At 29.4% G+C, this 18,496-nt stretch carries 19 protein-coding genes and 1 pseudogene; 12 read left to right on the top strand and 8 right to left on the bottom strand.

Annotated elements, in window-relative coordinates:
• Positions 1 to 162 precede the first annotated feature (162 nt).
• From QHG34_RS12410 to QHG34_RS12395, 4 genes are all read left to right on the top strand, one after another.
• Positions 163 to 960, top strand: coding sequence for a glycosyltransferase family 32 protein (locus QHG34_RS12410; RefSeq protein WP_282630517.1), 798 nt, complete (start codon positions 163 to 165; stop codon positions 958 to 960).
• Positions 961 to 1,127: 167 nt separating this feature from the next.
• Positions 1,128 to 1,799 (top strand): alpha-1,2-fucosyltransferase, encoded by a 672-nt coding sequence (locus QHG34_RS12405; protein ID WP_282630516.1) that lies wholly within the window; start codon positions 1,128 to 1,130, stop codon positions 1,797 to 1,799.
• Positions 1,780 to 2,652 (top strand): hypothetical protein, encoded by an 873-nt coding sequence (locus QHG34_RS12400; protein ID WP_282630515.1) that lies wholly within the window; start codon positions 1,780 to 1,782, stop codon positions 2,650 to 2,652. The genes QHG34_RS12405 and QHG34_RS12400 overlap by 20 nt, the downstream gene beginning before the upstream one ends.
• Positions 2,639 to 3,313, top strand: a complete 675-nt coding sequence (locus tag QHG34_RS12395; protein ID WP_282630514.1) for an NAD-dependent epimerase/dehydratase family protein — start codon at positions 2,639 to 2,641, stop codon at positions 3,311 to 3,313. The genes QHG34_RS12400 and QHG34_RS12395 overlap by 14 nt, the downstream gene beginning before the upstream one ends.
• On the opposite strand, the gene QHG34_RS12390 is transcribed toward QHG34_RS12395, so the two are convergent.
• Complete coding sequence (locus tag QHG34_RS12390) at positions 3,301 to 4,308, bottom strand: glycosyltransferase family 2 protein (RefSeq protein ID WP_282630513.1); 1,008 nt, start codon at positions 4,306 to 4,308, stop codon at positions 3,301 to 3,303. The two genes, QHG34_RS12395 and QHG34_RS12390, sit on opposite strands and share 13 nt — an antisense overlap.
• 109 nt (positions 4,309 to 4,417) lie before the next feature.
• Here QHG34_RS12390 and QHG34_RS12385 point away from each other — a divergent pair, with 109 nt between their 5' ends.
• Genes QHG34_RS12385 through QHG34_RS12370 form a run of 4 tightly spaced genes read left to right on the top strand, consistent with a single transcriptional unit; the run spans position 4,418 to position 7,865 of the window.
• A complete protein-coding gene (locus QHG34_RS12385; protein WP_282630512.1) occupies positions 4,418 to 4,960 on the top strand; it encodes an acyltransferase in 543 nt (180 codons plus the stop codon).
• Between the two features lies 1 nt (position 4,961).
• Positions 4,962 to 5,771, top strand: a complete 810-nt coding sequence (locus QHG34_RS12380; RefSeq protein WP_282630511.1) for a glycosyltransferase family 2 protein — start codon at positions 4,962 to 4,964, stop codon at positions 5,769 to 5,771.
• Positions 5,768 to 6,793 carry a glycosyltransferase gene (locus tag QHG34_RS12375; protein ID WP_282630510.1) on the top strand — a complete coding sequence of 342 codons (1,026 nt, stop codon included), beginning with the start codon at positions 5,768 to 5,770 and terminating at the stop codon, positions 6,791 to 6,793. Before QHG34_RS12380 ends, QHG34_RS12375 begins: the two co-directional genes overlap by 4 nt.
• Before the next feature lie 4 nt (positions 6,794 to 6,797).
• A complete protein-coding gene (locus QHG34_RS12370; RefSeq protein ID WP_282630509.1) occupies positions 6,798 to 7,865 on the top strand; it encodes an acyltransferase family protein in 1,068 nt (355 codons plus the stop codon).
• 38 nt (positions 7,866 to 7,903) lie between these two features.
• On the opposite strand, the gene QHG34_RS12365 is transcribed toward QHG34_RS12370, so the two are convergent.
• From QHG34_RS12365 to nusB, 6 genes are all read right to left on the bottom strand, one after another.
• Positions 7,904 to 8,599 (bottom strand): response regulator transcription factor, encoded by a 696-nt coding sequence (locus QHG34_RS12365; RefSeq protein ID WP_282630508.1) that lies wholly within the window; start codon positions 8,597 to 8,599, stop codon positions 7,904 to 7,906.
• A gap of 4 nt (positions 8,600 to 8,603) precedes the next feature.
• Positions 8,604 to 10,157, bottom strand: coding sequence for a sensor histidine kinase (locus QHG34_RS12360; protein ID WP_282630507.1), 1,554 nt, complete (start codon positions 10,155 to 10,157; stop codon positions 8,604 to 8,606).
• Between the two features lie 22 nt (positions 10,158 to 10,179).
• Positions 10,180 to 10,782, bottom strand: coding sequence for a dephospho-CoA kinase (gene coaE / locus QHG34_RS12355; protein WP_282630505.1), 603 nt, complete (start codon positions 10,780 to 10,782; stop codon positions 10,180 to 10,182).
• Between the two features lie 70 nt (positions 10,783 to 10,852).
• A complete protein-coding gene (gene yajC / locus QHG34_RS12350; RefSeq protein ID WP_282630504.1) occupies positions 10,853 to 11,221 on the bottom strand; it encodes a preprotein translocase subunit YajC in 369 nt (122 codons plus the stop codon).
• A gap of 26 nt (positions 11,222 to 11,247) precedes the next feature.
• A complete protein-coding gene (locus QHG34_RS12345; RefSeq protein WP_282630502.1) occupies positions 11,248 to 11,739 on the bottom strand; it encodes a DUF1573 domain-containing protein in 492 nt (163 codons plus the stop codon).
• A 44-nt stretch (positions 11,740 to 11,783) separates the two neighbouring features.
• Positions 11,784 to 12,731, bottom strand: coding sequence for a transcription antitermination factor NusB (nusB, locus tag QHG34_RS12340; RefSeq protein WP_282630501.1), 948 nt, complete (start codon positions 12,729 to 12,731; stop codon positions 11,784 to 11,786).
• Positions 12,732 to 12,796: 65 nt separating this feature from the next.
• On the opposite strand from nusB, the gene QHG34_RS12335 reads away from it, so the two are divergent.
• Together QHG34_RS12335 and QHG34_RS12330 are read left to right on the top strand one after the other, a co-directional pair.
• Positions 12,797 to 14,554: an ABC transporter ATP-binding protein gene (locus QHG34_RS12335; protein ID WP_282630500.1), complete on the top strand. Its 1,758-nt coding sequence runs from the start codon at positions 12,797 to 12,799 to the stop codon at positions 14,552 to 14,554.
• Between the two features lie 116 nt (positions 14,555 to 14,670).
• Positions 14,671 to 15,051 carry a PUR family DNA/RNA-binding protein gene (locus QHG34_RS12330; RefSeq protein ID WP_282630499.1) on the top strand — a complete coding sequence of 127 codons (381 nt, stop codon included), beginning with the start codon at positions 14,671 to 14,673 and terminating at the stop codon, positions 15,049 to 15,051.
• Between the two features lie 715 nt (positions 15,052 to 15,766).
• Here the strand turns inward: QHG34_RS12330 and sucC are convergent.
• Complete coding sequence (gene sucC, locus QHG34_RS12325) at positions 15,767 to 16,960, bottom strand: ADP-forming succinate--CoA ligase subunit beta (RefSeq protein WP_282630498.1); 1,194 nt, start codon at positions 16,958 to 16,960, stop codon at positions 15,767 to 15,769.
• 313 nt (positions 16,961 to 17,273) lie between these two features.
• On the opposite strand from sucC, the gene QHG34_RS12320 reads away from it, so the two are divergent.
• Positions 17,274 to 17,948 (top strand): ABC transporter ATP-binding protein, encoded by a 675-nt coding sequence (locus QHG34_RS12320; RefSeq protein ID WP_282630497.1) that lies wholly within the window; start codon positions 17,274 to 17,276, stop codon positions 17,946 to 17,948.
• Positions 17,948 to 18,463 (top strand): annotated as a pseudogene (locus QHG34_RS12315) (DUF2400 domain-containing protein); the annotation flags it as partial. The gene QHG34_RS12320 and the pseudogene QHG34_RS12315, both read left to right, overlap by 1 nt.
• Positions 18,464 to 18,496 lie beyond the last annotated feature (33 nt).

The raw sequence follows: 18,496 nt of genomic DNA, 5'->3' as shown, positions 1-18,496 counted from the left end.
AAATATGGTAAGGTCAAAAATCCTAATGATTTTCCTACATTTCAAATTAATCAAAATAATAATACAATAATATTAAATAAAAACTATACTTTTAAATGTTCCTAACAAGGGGAAGATTACAATTGCGTTATACATAATTTGTAGAAGTGAAAATATAAAAATATGATTCCAAAAAAAATTCATTATTGTTGGTTTGGAAGAGGAGAAAAATCTCCTTTGATACAATATTGTTTAGATTCTTGGCAGAAAAATAAAGCTGATTTTGAAATTATTGAATGGAACGAAGATAATTTTGATGTAGAACAAAATATTTTTGTAAAAGAAGCTTATGAACAGAAAAAATGGGCATTTGTATCCGATTTTGCTAGAGCCAAAGTCTTATTAGATAACGGAGGATTTTATCTCGATACAGATATGGAGTTAAAATACCCTCTATCAGATTTTATTAACAATAAAGCGCTTTGTTCATTTGAAGCTAAGTATGTTCCTTTTTCAGCATTTTGGGGAGTCGAGAAAGGGCACCAATTAGCACAAGATATTGTAGATTATTATAATTCCTTAAAACAGTTAGATTTAACACCTTGCCCCAAAATATTTTCTGAGTTATTAGTAAATCAGTATGGAATTGATAGTAGTAAGGATGTAAAGCAGTTTGGCAAACATGATTTAGTTGTTTTTCCGTCCGAATATTTTTCTCTTGATTTGCCGATCAATTACATAACACACCACTTTGGAGGATCATGGCATGACAGTTGGCATGAAGAAAATAGTGGATATAAAGAAATGATTAATTCATATGGGGTTGTTAAACGATTTATAGAGCTCAAAAATGGCAAAAGTCAAATTAAACATCTCATTTATGATAAGAATATTTTTGAAATAGATCAAATTCTAGATCAAATCCCTTTGCGCTATATTTTTAATTATATGCTTAACAAACTTAAAAGGAAATTATTTTGATTAAAAAATGTATTAATTTTATTAAAATAGCGCTTAATTTTTTATTGTTTAGAAAGCAATCTGTTGTATTAATTGCTCCTAATAATATTCGATTAGGTAATCATCTATATTATTTACTTCATTGTAATCTTGAAAATAAAAAAACAGTCTTTAAAAATTATTACCTTTTGGAAGATGATAATTTAAAAGAATGGTTAATTAAATTTCCAATGTTAAGAAAATTAGTTAAAAATGAATCAGAATTAAAGTTGCTTGATATAAAAAAAAAGGACTATAGTTTTTATCAGAGATTTGGAGATGATTTTAATGAAGAAGAATTGAATAGTTTTATAGATGTTTTTGTGAAACCAGAAATTCTTAAGGCTAAGTCAGTAAAATTTAACTCTGATGATTTGGTTCTTAACTTAAGAATTGGAGATTATTATGGTTCTGTACATGAAAGTAAGTACGGATTTAATCAAATAGAATATGTAGAATTTATTTTTAATAATTCAACTCAATTTTCATTAAAAAAATACAATAAAATTATTGTTATCTCAGACGATCAAAATTGGTGCAGAAAGCATTTAACTTTTTTAAATAGACATACTGACGAATTAATAATTTCGGATGATTATAATGATGCTTTTGTGTGTTTAATTGGGATTTCCTTATCTCAAAATTTGATTATCTCAAACTCTACTTTTTCTTATTGGGGAGGATATATTTCGAACAGAATAAATGGAGGTTATAATACAATAGCTCCAGCTTTTCATTCAAGATCAGTAAAAGAAGAAATTGCTTATCAGTTAAATCCGAAATGGATAATTGTGAAGAAAAATGAATTTAACTTTGAATAATTTTATGCAAAGATTAAAAGATGCCATTGCAGTTTTGTTAGGAAAAGCAAATGCAATAAAATATATACCAAAGAAGGATGTTGTTTATAATAATGAAGAATTTTCGGAGGAAAAACAACAATTTTTAGATTCTATTACTATTGAGTTTTTGTTTGCTGAATTTGGAGAGAATCGCACGAATGGTGGCGGAGTTTCTTTTGATGAAGAAAGTAGATTAGATCCTTCTTTAAAAACACTAAAACGATATTTTCCCAACGCAAAATATACAGTTTATAGTGATTTTGATTTAGAGATTGATGGCGTAGAGTTAATAAAAGTATCATCACCTGTTGGAGATGCGAGCCACCCGAGGTATGGTTATCGTACTGCGGATTATTATAAATTTATGGCTTTGGTAAATTCTAAAGCTGATTTTAAGTGTATATTAGATAGTGATATGCAAATAGTTTCGTCAGATATAGTTGCTTTGATACATCTAACTCAGAAATTTGGATTTTGTGTGCCTTATAACGATCGACAATTATTACGTAATGACATGCAAATATCTAAAGACACACAAGAAATAATTGACGATTCTTTAGGTATGGGTCATTCTTATAATCAAAGTCCGATGACTTTGTGGCAAAGTGATGAAAGAGGGCAATTGTTTTATAAAACTTGTGCAGATGTTATGAAAAATGATCCTTCTCGTGCATCATTAGTAATGTGGAAAACAGCATGGCAAACAGGTGTCTATCCGTATATTTTACCAAAACAATGGTGTGTTTGTGACGGAAATGAAGGAATTGGAAATGAAGTGATTTTACATGTCGGACATAAAAGTATAAAAGAATATTATAATGATAATAGGTAGAGGTTTAATAGCATCGCAATTTACAGATGTTGATAAAAATGACGTTGTTATTTTTGCTTCCGGCGTTTCAAACTCTTCAGAAACAAGAATAGAAGAGTTTCTTCGTGAACAAAATTTGGTTGAGCAAACATTAATAAATAATCCAGAGCAATTGTTTGTTTATTTCAGTACATGCTCTATTTATGATTCATCGAAATATAATTCACCGTATGTACTCCATAAATTACACATTGAAGAGTTAATTAAACAAAAAGCTAAATATTATCTTATTTTGAGAGTAAGTAATGCAGTAGGTAAAGGAGGTAATCCAAATTTGCTCATGAATTATTTGTCAAGACAAATCATAAATAAACAAGAGCTAAATATTCATCAACACGCCACACGTAATTTGATTGATGTGGAGGATGTGAAAAATATTACGCTGAAATATATAGAGTCTAAAGATTGGAATAAAATCGTGAATGTTGCTTATGTTGAGAATTTCAATATTCCTGAAATAATTGAAGCGTTAGAAAAAAACTATTCTAAAACTGCTAGGAAAATAATAGAGAATAAAGGAGAACATTATTCAATTGATATTCATGAATTAGATTATGACTTTGAATTAACCAATAAGGAGAATTACTTAGAAAATATTATCAATAAATATTATCCTTCATAACGTTTCTTAAAAATTCTAAAACCAATTGCAGGAGGAAGATTTAATAATAAATTTTCCTTTTTTTGTTTTTTTGTAAACTCATTCGAAAAGTAATCTGCCAAACTGAGAGATGGTGCTTTTTTCATACGTTTATAATTAGTTACGAAATACTCTTTGTCTTTCAAAACCTTCCATTGCATTTGCAAAATAGTCTTTTTGTAATCTACAATCCAACCTCTTATTAGTTTTTTTCTTGCATCACTTTCTGTTTGATGATAGGATTTTGTAATCCATTCCAAGATAGTTTGATGATTTTCTGAATTCTTTTTTGTGCGATTAAATACTACGGAATTAGCATGCAAATAATAATTGTATGTTATGTCTTTTAAGATAGAAAGGGAACCGATTTTTTCCATAACATGAAACATCCACAATTCATCTTGCGCATATAACCCTGGTACGAAATAAATTTCATTTTCTTTAATAAAGCTAAGTTTGACTAATTTATTCCAAGACGAAACAGGAAAAGAACCTTGACAATATGCTTTGAAAATTGAAAGATTATCAGAGTAAATAAGATTTGAAAAATCTGTAGCAAAGCCAAAATCTTTTGTTGAACCATCAAAAGTATTAATCCAACGATTTTGAGCAATTACCATTTCTGTTTTATTTTCTAAAACATTTTCTACTAATTTTTCTATACAATCATTTGTGATATCGTCATCACTGTCTAAAAAATAAATATATTCTCCTTTCGAATTTTCAATTCCCGTGTTTCGAACAACAGATAAACCTCCATTTTCTTTGTGATGGATTAGTTTAATGTCGAAATCTTTATGTTTTTGAATAAAATCTTCAATAATTGCGATACTATTGTCAAGAGTACAATCGTTTACTAAAATTATTTCGATGTTTTGATAAGTTTGATTAATAACAGATTCTAAACATCTATAGATATAATCTTCACACTTAAAAACAGGAATATTTATGCTAATTAGAGGGGGATTTGAAATCAAACTTTTAGATTTGGATAGTTTATTTTGTAAAACAAATTTAATAATATATATTAATTATTAAGTGTTAAAATACAACTTATTATATTTGTAAAGCAAACTTAAAACTATTATGTATAATTTTATAGCTCATTTAATTTACAAAATTCAGTTGAAATTAAATAAAATTAGATTTTTATCTAATAGTAATATTTCATTTGATAAAAGTTTAAGATTAGGAAATTTTACAACTTTTATAATTCATCCAAGTTCAAAAGGTATTATAAAAGAAAATGTAGAGATTAGAAATAATTTTAATTTTGTCTTAGGTAAAAATGCTACAATTAGTATTGGTAATAAAGTTTTCTTAAATAATTATTGCTCCATTAATTGTTTAGAGTCTATAGATATCGGCGAAAATACATTATTTGGTGAAAATGTTAAACTATACGACCATAATCATAAATATAGGAATGATCAAGTTTTTCATCAAGATTTTACAACTGGACCAATAAGTATTGGTAAAAATTGTTGGTTAGGGAGTAATGTTGTTGTACTGAAAGGTGTAACTATTGGAGATAATGTAATTATTGGAGCAGGATGTGTTATACATAAAGATATACCTTCAAATTCTATTATTATCAATAAACAAGAACAAATTCTAAAATCAATCTAATATGTTATTTTCTATACTCATAGCGCATTATAACAATTGGGAATTTTTCCAAGAATGTTATACGTCTATAAAGAATCAGACGTATCAAGATCATGAAATTATTATAGTAGATGATTGTTCTACAGATGATTCATTTCAAAAATTAGTAAACTTATCGCAATCTGATTTAAGAATTAAATTATTTCGAAATACAGAGAATAAGAAAGTCGGATTTACAAAGCGAAGATGTATAGAAGAAGCTTCTGGAGAGATTTGTGGCTTTTTAGATCCTGATGATTTGCTTTCTTCAACTGCTTTAGAAGAAGTTGTTGCTGCTTATCAATTAGAAACAAAATGTATTGCGACATATTCTAAAATTAAATTAATTGATAAAGATTCTAATGAAATAGGAGATTTTAAATTTTCAAAAAAAATAAAGAATGGTTTAAAAACTTTTTTTAATGTAAATTTTGAGGTAGCGCATTTTTTCACTTTCAAAAAAGAAGTTTATAATAAAACTGAAGGAATTAATGCAAGTTTAATTATTTCAGAAGATCAAGATTTATATTTGAAATTATATGAATTAGGAAGTTTTCATTTTATTAATTCATTTCAATATTATTACAGAATTCATGAAAATGGAATTTCTCAAAATAAAAGTAAATCTAAACAACAAAAAGAGGATTGGCATAAAGTGCTATTAGACACTTGTAGCAGAAGAAAAATCACCAAACTTTACGGGAAAGATGTTAATTCTATCGAAAATTTGCCTCAATTCATTTTTAAAAATGAAAATACTTTTTTTAAAAAAATTATTCGAAAACTATCATGACCTCAATAATTATCAAATCTTTCAATCGTCCTTATTATTTGGAACGTTGTTTACATTCAATTTATACATGTGTTAAAGGAAATTTTGAGATAAAAGTTCTGGATGATGGTACTCCCAAAAAATATTTAGAAGTTATTAAATCAAAATTTCCAAATGCTAAAATTATTACTTCGAGTCAATATCAAGAAAAAATAAAAGCTATTGAAGATAATATTTTGAAGGGTAATAAAATAGACGGATTTAAGATTCCAACCGAATTATGGTTTAGTGAAGTTAAATCTTCGTCAGATTACGTTTTGGTAATAGAAGATGATGTTTGGTTTACAAAACCGATTAATATTGATGAGATTGTAAATGAGATGAAATCCTTCTCGATTCCATTATTAAAATTAGGTTGGTTAGGTAATTTTTCTGACGATAAATTCTGTAATGTTTCAGAATTAAGTGATCAAATAAATTCTGTAATTCCGAAATCGTTATTTACTTCTAACAAATTTGTGATGAATTTATTTATATATAATAAATATAAATTCTTCACAATTTTGTACAAATTAGGAATTGTTGATAATCAAACTAAACATAAATATTGGACTTTAAATTCTATTATGATGGGATTGTATCAAAAAGACTACTGGATTTCTATTTGGGAGGATGCAAAAGGGAAAGTAGACGAAAAACAACAGTTACGAAATGCAGCAGCTTGGTATCATCAAAATAAAAAAGCTGTTTTTGCAAGAACTACTCTAGAAGTTCTGAAAACTACATTTAAATCATCTGCAACTGGTTCTTATCACGAATACGGAAATCATTTTGATGTGAATAGAATGAATTTTATATTAAATGAAGCTTGGTTGTATGGTGCATTTGATTCTATGGAAAATTATCCAAAAGATTTTTCAGATGATTATATTAAGTTTTTTTTAGATAAAGAAAATCATCCTGATGCACAATATGATGAATGGTTTAAATGGGCTGAAAAATTTCGCCAACAATACAAAAATTTAGGAGCGGAAGTGGAATAAAATTATGAAAAACAATAAATTATTTTTTCCTGCATTGACAGGTTATCGAGCAATAGCAGCTTGGATTATCTTTATTTACCATTTTTTTCCTTTTAATAATTCTAAATTTCCAATTTTTATAAAAAACATTGTAGGAGAGTTTCATTTTGGAGTTGATTTATTTTTTGTTCTTAGTGGTTTTCTAATCACTTATCGATATTTTGATCAAGTAAAAATTGATTTTAAACAATATATGGTAAATAGATTTGCTCGGATTTATCCTATGTATTTTTTGATGACGATATTGGTGTTTTTAGTTGGTTATATTAAAGCTCTTGAGTGGAATATTGATACTACAACTGAATTTGTTTTGTCTATTACAATGTTAAAAGCACTTTTTACAAAGTATTTTTTAAGTGGAGTTCCGCAAGGATGGACATTAACGCTCGAAGAATTATTTTATTTTACTGCACCCTTTTATTTTTTATTAATCAAGAAATCTAAAAAATGGTTGTTCATATTACCTTTTATTGTTCTACTTTTTGGAATGTCTCTTAAAACTATCTTTAATTTTGAAAGTAATACATGGGGCTTTTTACAATCTAATATTTACGTATTTATTTTTGAATTTTTTGCAGGTATTTTTTTAGCAATATTTATCAAAAATAAATCATTAGAATTTAAGTACAAGTGGGTAACTTATTTTGGATTATTAATGCTAGTCATCTATGTGTCTTTTATCCAATTTCTTAAACCTTATATTAATTTTAAATCGGATATTGCCAGAAGTATTGAATTGATTGGATTGTCATTGTTTGGTATACTTCCTTTGTTATGGGGATTAATTAATGAACAAACTATTATCCAAAAATTTCTGTCTTCAAAATACATGGTTCTTTTAGGAAAAAGTTCTTATATATTTTATCTAATTCATAAAGGATTTATTCCAATTTTTATAAATGATTATTTGACTTCAAATAAATTATTACTTTTTATTATATTAAATATTATTTCTATTTTGATGTATACTTATTTAGAAGAGCCACTAAATAATTTTATTAGAAAAATATACAAACAAAAAACCTCAACATAAGTTGAGGTTTTTTTTATATTTAAAAGAATGTAATACTTCTATTCTTGTACCAATAAACGGAATCCTTCTCCGTGGATGTTTACAATTTCAACAGCAGGATCTTTTTTCAGATACTTACGCAATTTTGCAATATACACGTCCATAGAGCGCGATGTAAAGTAATTATCATCATGCCAAATACGTGTTAATGCAATTTCACGAGGCATTAAATCGTTTTTGTAAACTGCCAACAAACGTAATAATTCGTTTTCTTTTGGCGAAAGTTTCTGCGATTTACCATCGTAAATTAATTGTCTCAATTTAGCATTGAAAGTAAATTTACCAATTTTGAAATCTTCTTGTTCAAATTTTTCTTCTTCGCCAGAATTACGTTGTAAAACAGCTTTTATTTTGTACAATAAAACTTCAGAATCAAATGGTTTTAAGACATAATCATCAGCTCCAATTTTGTAACCGTTTAATACATCTTCGCGCATATTTTTTGCTGTTAAAAAGATGATAGGTTGCTCACTTTTTAACTCTTTGATTTCTTTACCTAATGTAAATCCGTCCTTTTTAGGCATCATTACGTCTAAGATACATAAATCATAATCACTTTCTTTGAATTTTGTAAGTCCGTCTTCACCGTCTATTGCGTGAGTTACGTCAAAGTCATTAATGACTAAATAATCTTTCAAAACACTTCCAAAGCTTGGATCGTCCTCTACTAAAAGTAATCTTTGTTTATCACTCATTGATCTATGATTTTAAAGGAATTTTAATGAAAAAAGTACTTCCTTTTCCTGGTGTGCTTTCTGCCCAAACTTGTCCGCCATGCAGCTGAACAATTTTCTTTACATAAGCTAATCCAAGTCCGTGACCTTTTACATTATGTATATTTCCCGTTTCTTCTCTATAAAATTGTTCAAATATTTTTTTCAGAACATTTGGAGACATTCCCATTCCTTTATCCGAAATTTCGATCATAAAGTTTTGGTCCTTGTTATAAGTTTTTACTCTAATATCTGGCACATTTGGCGAGTATTTTCGAGCATTATCCAATACATTAATAACGATATTCTCTAAATGAAAAGGATCCCCTTTTACAAATGATTGTTCTGCGTTGTATTCTTCAAATATTGTACCATTTCTTTCTTCGACAATAAATCTTATCGGCTCAACACTTTTTTGTACAACACCATTTAAGTTGACTTCCTGAAAATTCATATCCATTTGATTTCGATCAAGCTTCGACATTCTCAACACCATTTCTACATGGGCATTCATTCGTTTGTTTTCTTGCTTGATTAAATCTGCATAATATTTTACCTTTTCAGGATCTGTGTATATTTTTTCGTTTCGTAATGCATCCGAAGCAATATTAATAGTCGCAATCGGTGTTTTAAACTCATGCGTCATATTGTTAATGAAATCTGTTTTGATCTCAGAACTTTTACGCTGAATCTGCATATAGTATATTGACAATGAAAATACGGTAATTATTATCATTGTCAAAATAAATGTCAAAGAAATTACAGGAACTGTTGGTGCAATGATGGCTAATTTTCTGTTTTTAAAATTTGCGGCTAAATAATATTGTGCGTGATCGTTTCTATCTAAAAAAAGAGGAACGACAAAATCCATTTTATTTGGATCAAAATCTTCTGATTTTACATTGGTTACAGCCGAATCTTTTTTTAGAATTGCTAAAACAGGCTCTGCTTGATTAATACCGCGATTTCTTAATTCACTTTTGAATATAGAATCCAACATTTTTATACTAACGCGTTTATCAATTGGTGTTGTACCAGCATCCCATCTAGCTGCACTTTCTAACGTATATGTTCCGTCTTGTAATGATTTTTCGAAATCGAAGTTAAGTTCTGGAATACCTTTAAAAGCTGAATCTTTCTTGATCTTGAATACTTTTTCTTGCGAATAAATATTGGCATTCGTCAAGCTATCATTGTATTTTCCTGAAACGGGAGACATTGATTTTTCTACAACATAACGAGTTATATAAGCGTAAGTAACCCCCATAGAGTCGCGAACGACTTGGTTTGTTACAACTTGATTCTTATCTTTATTTGATTTTAAATTAGATTTTAGCGTACTAAATTTTTTGTAATACTTTTCTAATTCGTTTTTATTAACCTTTTCTGTCGTATTATTCATGGCTTGATAAACATTGTTGTTAAATGTTTCTTCACCTGTTTTTATAGTCAAGTTTAACCAATAAAACTGAATAATAATTAAGCCAATGAGCGCAATACTCATGATGACGATTAATATTTTATAAAATCCTTTTTTCATTTATGTTGGATTATTTTTTGTCTTAAATTAATTTCTTGATCTTAATTAAAGTTTGTTCAACTTCTTTTTTAAGATGATCTAAATCGCCATTATTATCTATGATAAAATCTGATTTAGCAATACGTTCTTCATCAGAAATTTGTTTGGCAATTCTAGCTAGAACTTCTTCTCTTGTAAAGCCATCTCTTGCCATTGTTCTTTCAATGCGTTTTTCCAAATCAACCAAAACACTTATTACAACATTACAATCTTTATAACTTCCACTTTCTATTAAAATGGCAGCTTCTTTCATGACAATGTTACTTGTTTGTTGCTGTTTCCACTTTTCAAAATCATTAAAAACAGCTGGATGAACGATAGAATTTAGCAAATTTAATTTTTCTTGATTCTGAAAAACTTGTTTTGCAATAAATGGTCTATTCATTCCAGCTTCATTATAAGCTTCATCACCAAAAGCTTTAATGATTTTTTCTTTAACTTCTTGATCTTCGTTCTGAATATTTTTTGCACGTGTATCCGAATTGTAAACAGGTACGCCTAAATCTTCAAAAAACTTGGCTGCAGAAGTTTTTCCTGATCCTATTCCGCCAGTTATTCCTGCTACAAAAGGGTGATTGTTTTTCATAGGTTGAAGTTAAAAAAATGCCGAAGAATATTTTCTTCGGCAATCAGTTAAATATATGTTAACCTTAATTTTAGTTTTTGTCTTCTACGGCTTTCTCTGTTTTTTCAACTTTCTCTACTTTTTCAGTAGTTTTTCCGTAGCGTGCAGCTGTTAATTCTCTTGAGATTGCAGCTTTTTCAAATTTAATTTTACCCGCAGAAGTTTCAATTACGATTGTATCTTCGTTGATTTCATTAATTTTACCGTGAATACCAGAAGTTGTCACAACCATATCTCCACGTTTAGTATCTGTCTGAAATTGTTTTTCTTGTTTCGCTTTCTTTTGTTGTGGGCGAATCATAAAGAAATACATTATAACAAACATACCACCAAACATCAATATCATTGACATTCCACCTCCTTGAGCACCACCTGCTTGTAAAAAGATTGTTTGAATCATTTTTATAGTTTATCTATTTTATAAAATTATTTACCAAATGCTTGTTGTGCATTTTGCTCGTTTGCTGTAGCTCCAGTTACATTTGCAGTAATGTCAAATCTTTCGTGACCATTAACTGTGTTTGTAACTAATGTTACTGTTTTTTGTTGCTTTCCGTTCATGTTTCCAGCTGTATATTGTACTTTGATAGAATCTGTACCACCAACAGGAATTGGAGTAGAAGGGAATTCTGGTACTGTACAACCACAAGTAGCTGATGCATCACGAATAACTAATGGCGATTTACCATCGTTTTTAAATTTGATATAAGCTTCAACTTTATTATTTGCTTGTACATCTCCAAAATCATGGCTTGCTTCTGCAAGTGTTAATACAGGGGCAGTTGCAGGATTTACAACGTTTTCTGCTTGTTGTGCAGTTTCTTCAGCTGTGAAATTTTCACTTGCTTTTTTTTCTCCACAAGAGCTTACAACAAATGATAATGCAAAAGCACCTAAAATAAATATTTTACTTTTCATCTTTATAATTATTTGACTAAGTCAAAATTAAGAAAAATTAACGATTATAATAATCCTCTACCGTATTTTGGTAAATTATTATTGTCTTTTAACTCTTTTAAAGTTTTATCTAAGATTCCGTTAACAAAAACGCGCGATTTTTCTGTCGAATAATTCTTTGCTAACTCAATATATTCGTTGATTGTTACTTTCGCTGGAATATTAGGGAAATGTAAAAATTCTGTCAAAGCCATTTCTAAGATAATCAAATCGATTGACGCGATACGATCAAGTTCCCAGTTTTGCGCTTTTTCTTCCACAATATTTTTTGTTTCAGATTGATGACGAATTGTTTTACGAAATAATTCTTCTGTAAATTTTTTGTCATCAAGATCTTTGTAAACTTTAAATAAAGAAATCAAAGGAGAACTGTTTTGACGGAAAGATTTGATTGTTGTATGCACCATTGCATTAGCAATATGTACATCATCTGCCCATGTAATCTGGATTCCTTCCAAGTAATCATGTAAATCTTCGTATTCTGCAATAAACTCAACAAAAAGATTTAGGATAAATTCTTTATCTTCTTCAAAAGAATTATTTCCACTGTTCATGTACGTTTTGTACAATTCACTTTCTGTTAAAGTTTTGTAGATATTGTTAGGGTAAGAGTCGTAAACGTCCCAAAGTAGATTTTTGTTATCGTTAGAATAACGAGATAACTCAAGATTTTGCTCCAAAACTCTAAAAATTTTGTTCTGAACAAATTTTAAATTTGGATTTTTTTCTTCTTCTGTCGGAAAGTTTTTTGATTGTGCAAGATCTATTTTGTGCTCAGCAATGTCTTTCTGAACTTTTATCAAGTTTAAGATATAAATGTACAAATCGTAGATTTGGTCAATACTTTTCATCATATTTTTTTCGACCATTCTTTCCTCGCCTTCAGTTCCTAAACAATTGTAAGCATAGATATTCTGCATTACTTTTTCGCGTAGTTGTCTTCTTCCCAACATAATTTCAATGATATAACGTCTAATAAATTGATGCAAAGGTAAAAAAAAGAATGTAATTTTGTTTTGTGAAATCATTACAAAAACTAAATAAATTTTTGTGGAAGTATAAATGGAGGATTTTATTAGGCTTCATTTTTACAATTTGTGCCAATTGGGTGCAGGTTTATTCCGTTACATATATTCGTGAAGCGATCAATACTGTCGAAGAATTATTAAGAAATTTTAAAGACAAAGGAACTGATAATCTTGATTTACTGAAGCAAGGTTTGATGTATGCAAGTTTGGCTTTTTTCTTTTTCAAGGTTTTGGGAGGTGCATTAACTGTTGGTACACGACAAATGATTATTGTAGCATCACGATATATTGAGTTTGACTTGAAAAACGTGATTTACGATAAATACCAAAAATTATCGTTGTCGTTTTACAAAAAACATAAGACCGGCGATTTGATGAATCGTATTACCGAAGATGTTGGTTTGGTGCGTATGTATCTTGGACCCGGAATTATGTATCCAGTAGATTTAGTGTCACGTGTTATTATTATTGCTTATTTTATGATACAGATTGATAAGCAATTAACACTTTATACATTAGCTCCATTACCTATTTTATCGTTGTTAATTTATAATGTAGCGCGAAATATCAACAAGAAAAGTAAACGAGTACAAGAACAACAATCGACTATTTCATCATCTGTACAAGATACTTTTGCAGGAATCCGAGTGATAAAATCGTTTAATTCTGAAGAATATATCAAAGCTAAGTATGAAGTAGAGGCGGACGAATACCAAAAACGAGCACTTAATTTAGCTCAAATTCAGGCAGCTTTCGGACCTTTAATGGTTGTTGTAGTTGGCGTGAGTAATTTGGTGATTTTATATTTAGGTGGATTAAAATACATCGAAGGAACAATGGATATTGGGTCTATCGCGCAGTTTTTCTTATACCTTAATATGTTAATTTGGCCATTTACTTCTTTGGGTTGGATTACGATGGTTGTTCAACGCGCCGAAGCTTCTATGTTTCGTATCAATGAGTTTCTGAATGCTGAAACAGATGTTGAAGAAAAACAATTGAATCATCATCAAGTTGAAGGAACGATTGAATTTAAGAATGTAAGTTATGTGTACGAAAATACAGGTATCAAAGCATTAGACAATGTATCATTCAAAATTAATAAAGGCGAAACTTTGGCTGTTTTAGGGAAAACTGGCTCAGGAAAAACGACAATTGCTTTGTTAGTTGCGCGTTCTTTGGAGCCAACTTCTGGCGAAATTTTGATTGATGGGAAAAATATTCATGATATAAATGTCGAATCTATCCGTAACGAAATTGGTTATGTTCCGCAAGAAGCCTTTTTGTTTTCGGATTCGTTAACGAATAATATTTTATTTGGTTCGGACGAAGTAGGAGAGGGTGTTGCTGAAAAATTTGCGAAAAAAGCAGTTGTTCATGATAATATAGATAATTTTAAGGAACGTTACGAAACTGTAGTAGGCGAGCGTGGAGTTACGCTTTCTGGTGGTCAAAAGCAACGCGTTTCTATAGCTCGTGCATTAGTAAATGATCCAAAAATTCTAATCTTCGATGATAGTTTATCAGCTGTAGATACAGAAACTGAAGAGCAAATTCTGAATAATCTTTCGTCAGAGATTGATGGTAAAACGACAATAATTATAACGCATCGTGTTTCTTCTGCTAAACGCGCAGATCAAATTCTGGTTTTAGAAGATGGTCATGTGCTTGAAAATGGCTCTAATAGTGATTTGTTAAATAAACATGGCTATTATTACGAATTATACAATAAGCAGTTGTTAGAATAATGTCGAATTAGGGTTTTTATAGAAAAATTGAATTTAATCATTTAAAATGTTGTTATTTTCTTAATTTTTTTTAGATTTGTTAGGAAACATTTAACAATTAAACTCTATTTAGACTTATGAACGAATTTGAAAACCCAGAAAAGGTGGATGCAGAGGGAGTCTTTTCAAAAGTATTACGCGCAGGACGCAGGACATATTTTTTTGATGTGCGCGAAACAAGAGCTGGGGATTATTACTTGACAATTACAGAAAGTAAAAAGAATACACAAGACGATGGTAATGTGTTTTACAAAAAACACAAAATCTATTTGTACAAAGAAGATTTTGCCAGTTTTAAAGATATGTTAGACGAAACGACTGATTTTGTTTTTGCACAAAAAGGACAAGAAGTGATTTCGGAAAGACATCAAAAAGATTTTGATATAAAAAATAAAGTTGAAGAAAAGGATGAAACAAAAGTGGAATCTTTTACGAATATCGATTTTGACGATATATAGACTTTACTAAATATGCGTAAAAAGAAACCTCCGCTCAATAACTTGAGCGGAGGTTTTTATTTAGAATGTAGGAATAACTTTATGTACTTCACTTAGTATATTATCAATTTTTTTCCATTTCTTCTTTTCTATTCTTGTAATACTATCAAGTTGTTTACTTTCATAAAAATCTAAACAATGTTCAAAAACATTTCTTTTTTGATAGATTGATTTTAAATCGTTAGGATAAGTATTGTCTTTCTTTATTGAATCAAGCTTAATTTTTATAATTTCTTTATTAATAACTGGTTCTAAAGTTTTGTCAAAAATAGCTTTTCCTAAAGGAGAATAAAAAGAATAGTCATTTTCGTTAATTAAATTTTCTATTTTTTTATTTTCATATCCTTTTAAGATACATAATGATACAGCTCTTTTTTTGAATTGGTTATCCCAATTTTTGTAATCCCATGATTTTCGATCTTCTCTTAATTCTTTAGAAGTTGAACAAGAAAAAATGAGAGAGCAAATAAATATTAAGTAAATAGTTTTTTTTATAGTGTTAATTATTTGGTTGATTTTTATAAAGATAGAGTTTGTTTATATAAAAGTCAAGCTGAATTTATTTCAGCTTCGCATCTTGTGAGATTCTGAAACAAGTTCAGAATGATAATAATGCACAAAAAAACCTCTCAAAGAATCCTTTGAGAGGTTTGATATATTATAAATAAGTTAAATCTTAACCTACTAATTCTTCTACTTTATCAGCAGCATCTTTTAATGTGATAGCAGAGTGAACAGCGAAACCTGATTCATCAATCATTTTCTTAGCGATTTCTGCATTTGTTCCTTGTAAACGAACAATAATTGGCACATTAATTTCGTCACCCATATTGTTGTAAGCATCTAAGATACCTTGAGCAACACGATCACAACGTACAATACCACCAAAAATATTGATTAAGATCGCTTTTACGTTTTTATCTTTTAAGATAATACGGAAACCTTTTTCTACACGCTCAGCATCAGCAGTACCACCAACGTCTAAGAAGTTTGCAGGGTTACCACCAGATAATTTGATGATATCCATAGTTGCCATTGCTAAACCAGCTCCGTTAACCATACATCCTACGTTACCGTCTAATTTTACGAAGTTTAATCCAGCTTCACCAGCTTCAACTTCTGTTGGATCTTCTTCTCTTGTATCACGTAAAGCAGCGATATCTGCATGACGGAATAATGAGTTATCATCGATAGATACTTTAGCATCTACAGCGATAATTTGATCGTCAGATGTTTTAAGAACTGGGTTAATTTCGAACATAGAAGCGTCAATCGCAACGTATGCATTATATAAAGCAGTGATAAATTTAACACCATCTTTGAAAGCGTTTCCTGATAAACCTAAGTTGAAAGCAACTTTACGTGCTTGGAAACCTTGGATTCCTACAGCTGGATCAATTTCCTCTGTAAAGATTTTGTCTGGAGTAGATTCAGCAACTTCCTCAATATCCATTCCACCTTCAGTAGAATACATAATCATGTTTTTACCAGTCGCACGATCTAACAATACAGAAACATAGTATTCTTCAGTTTCAGACTCACCAGGATAATAAACATCCTCAGCAATTAAAACTTGATGAACTTTTTTACCTTCAGCAGAAGTCTGAGGCGTTACTAATTGCATTCCGATGATTTCGTTTGCCTTCTCTTTAACTTCGTCTAAGTTTTTAGCAAGTTTTACTCCACCACCTTTTCCACGACCACCTGCGTGTACTTGTGCTTTTACTACATGCCAACCTGTACCAGTTTGTTCAGTTAATTGTTTAGCAGCTTCTACAGCTTCTTCTGGTGTACTTGCTACGATTCCTCGTTGCACTTTCACACCATATTTACTAAGAATTTCTTTTCCTTGATATTCGTGAAGATTCATTTTTTTTGATTTTTCAATTACAAAAATAAAAATATTGTTGATGTATTCTAAATTTTGCCATATTAATTTTATCAGCTTCTGTAAAAAAGGTGAAAATTATTATTTATATGGAGCATCTAATATACGATAATTTATGATTTAGAAATGCAAAACAATTGTTATATAATTTTTAAATCGTACCATGTACACTAAAAACTAATCTAGTAATTGAGATGATGCTGTAATTTTAAAAATAATACTAATTAGATAACTCTCCAAAAAAAACTTACAACTTATAACTTAAGACTTAGTACTTAATTTATATCTTTACCTTATGATAAAAGCAGATAATATTGTCAAAAAATTTGGAGAGCTAGAAGTATTGAAAAATGTTTCTTTGTCAATTGCCGAAAAAGAAATTGTTTCGATAGTTGGTGCTTCTGGTGCAGGAAAAACGACTTTACTTCAGATTTTAGGAACATTAGAAAAAAGTTCTGAACCAAAAAAATACAATACTCAAATTACAATTGCAGGACAGGATATAACGAAATTGAATGACCGAGATTTATCTAAATTTCGTAACGAAAATATCGGGTTTATTTTTCAGTTTCATCAATTGTTACCAGAGTTTAATGCAATAGAGAATATTTGTATACCTGCTTTTATTCGCAAAACTAAAAAAGCTGAAGCAGAAACGCGAGCAAAAGAATTAATGTCTTATTTGGGACTTTCGCACAGATTGACGCACAAACCCAATCAACTTTCTGGTGGAGAACAACAACGTGTAGCAGTTGCAAGAGCGTTAATCAATCAACCAAAAATCGTTTTTGCAGATGAACCTTCAGGTAATTTAGATTCTAAGAATGCCGAAGAATTACACGAATTATTTTTTAAATTAAGAGATGAATTTGGACAAACTTTTGTTATTGTTACACATAATGAAGAGTTAGCCAATATGTGTGATCGTAAATTGGTGATGGCTGATGGTCTATTTCAAACAGAACTATAATGAATCAACAAGAGTTGAAAAGCTTTCTGGACGAAAAAGTTCTTCAATATAATACATTAGACTTTATCGATTCTGATCCAGTTCAGATTCCACACAGATTTTCTGTGAAAGAAGATATCGAAATTGCAGGATTTTTGGCTGCGACAATTGCATGGGGAAATCGAAAGATGATTATCAATAATGCAGATAAAATGATGCAGTTGATGGGGAATTCGCCTTATGATTTTGTGATGAATTTCTCTGAAAATGATTTAGAAGATTTAGATGGTTTCGTACATAGAACGTTTAATAGTGATGATTTGAAATTTTTTATGAAATCGCTTCGTAATATTTATCAAAATCATAAAGGATTAGAACAAGTTTTTGCAAAACATCAAACCTCAGATTCGATGCAAGCTTCAATTTCGAATTTCAAACAAACTTTTTTTGAAATTGAACATCTTCCAAGAACAACAAAACATATATCTGATCCGTTGAATAATTCGGCTGCAAAACGCATCAACATGTTTGCACGTATAAATAAGGTAGCATAATTAAATTACTTCTTT

This window comes from Empedobacter sedimenti, from assembly GCF_030005555.1.
Lineage (GTDB): Bacteria > Bacteroidota > Bacteroidia > Flavobacteriales > Weeksellaceae > Empedobacter > Empedobacter sedimenti.
The sequence above is the reverse complement of the archived record's forward strand: the minus strand, read 5'-3'. Positions and strand labels throughout refer to the sequence as shown.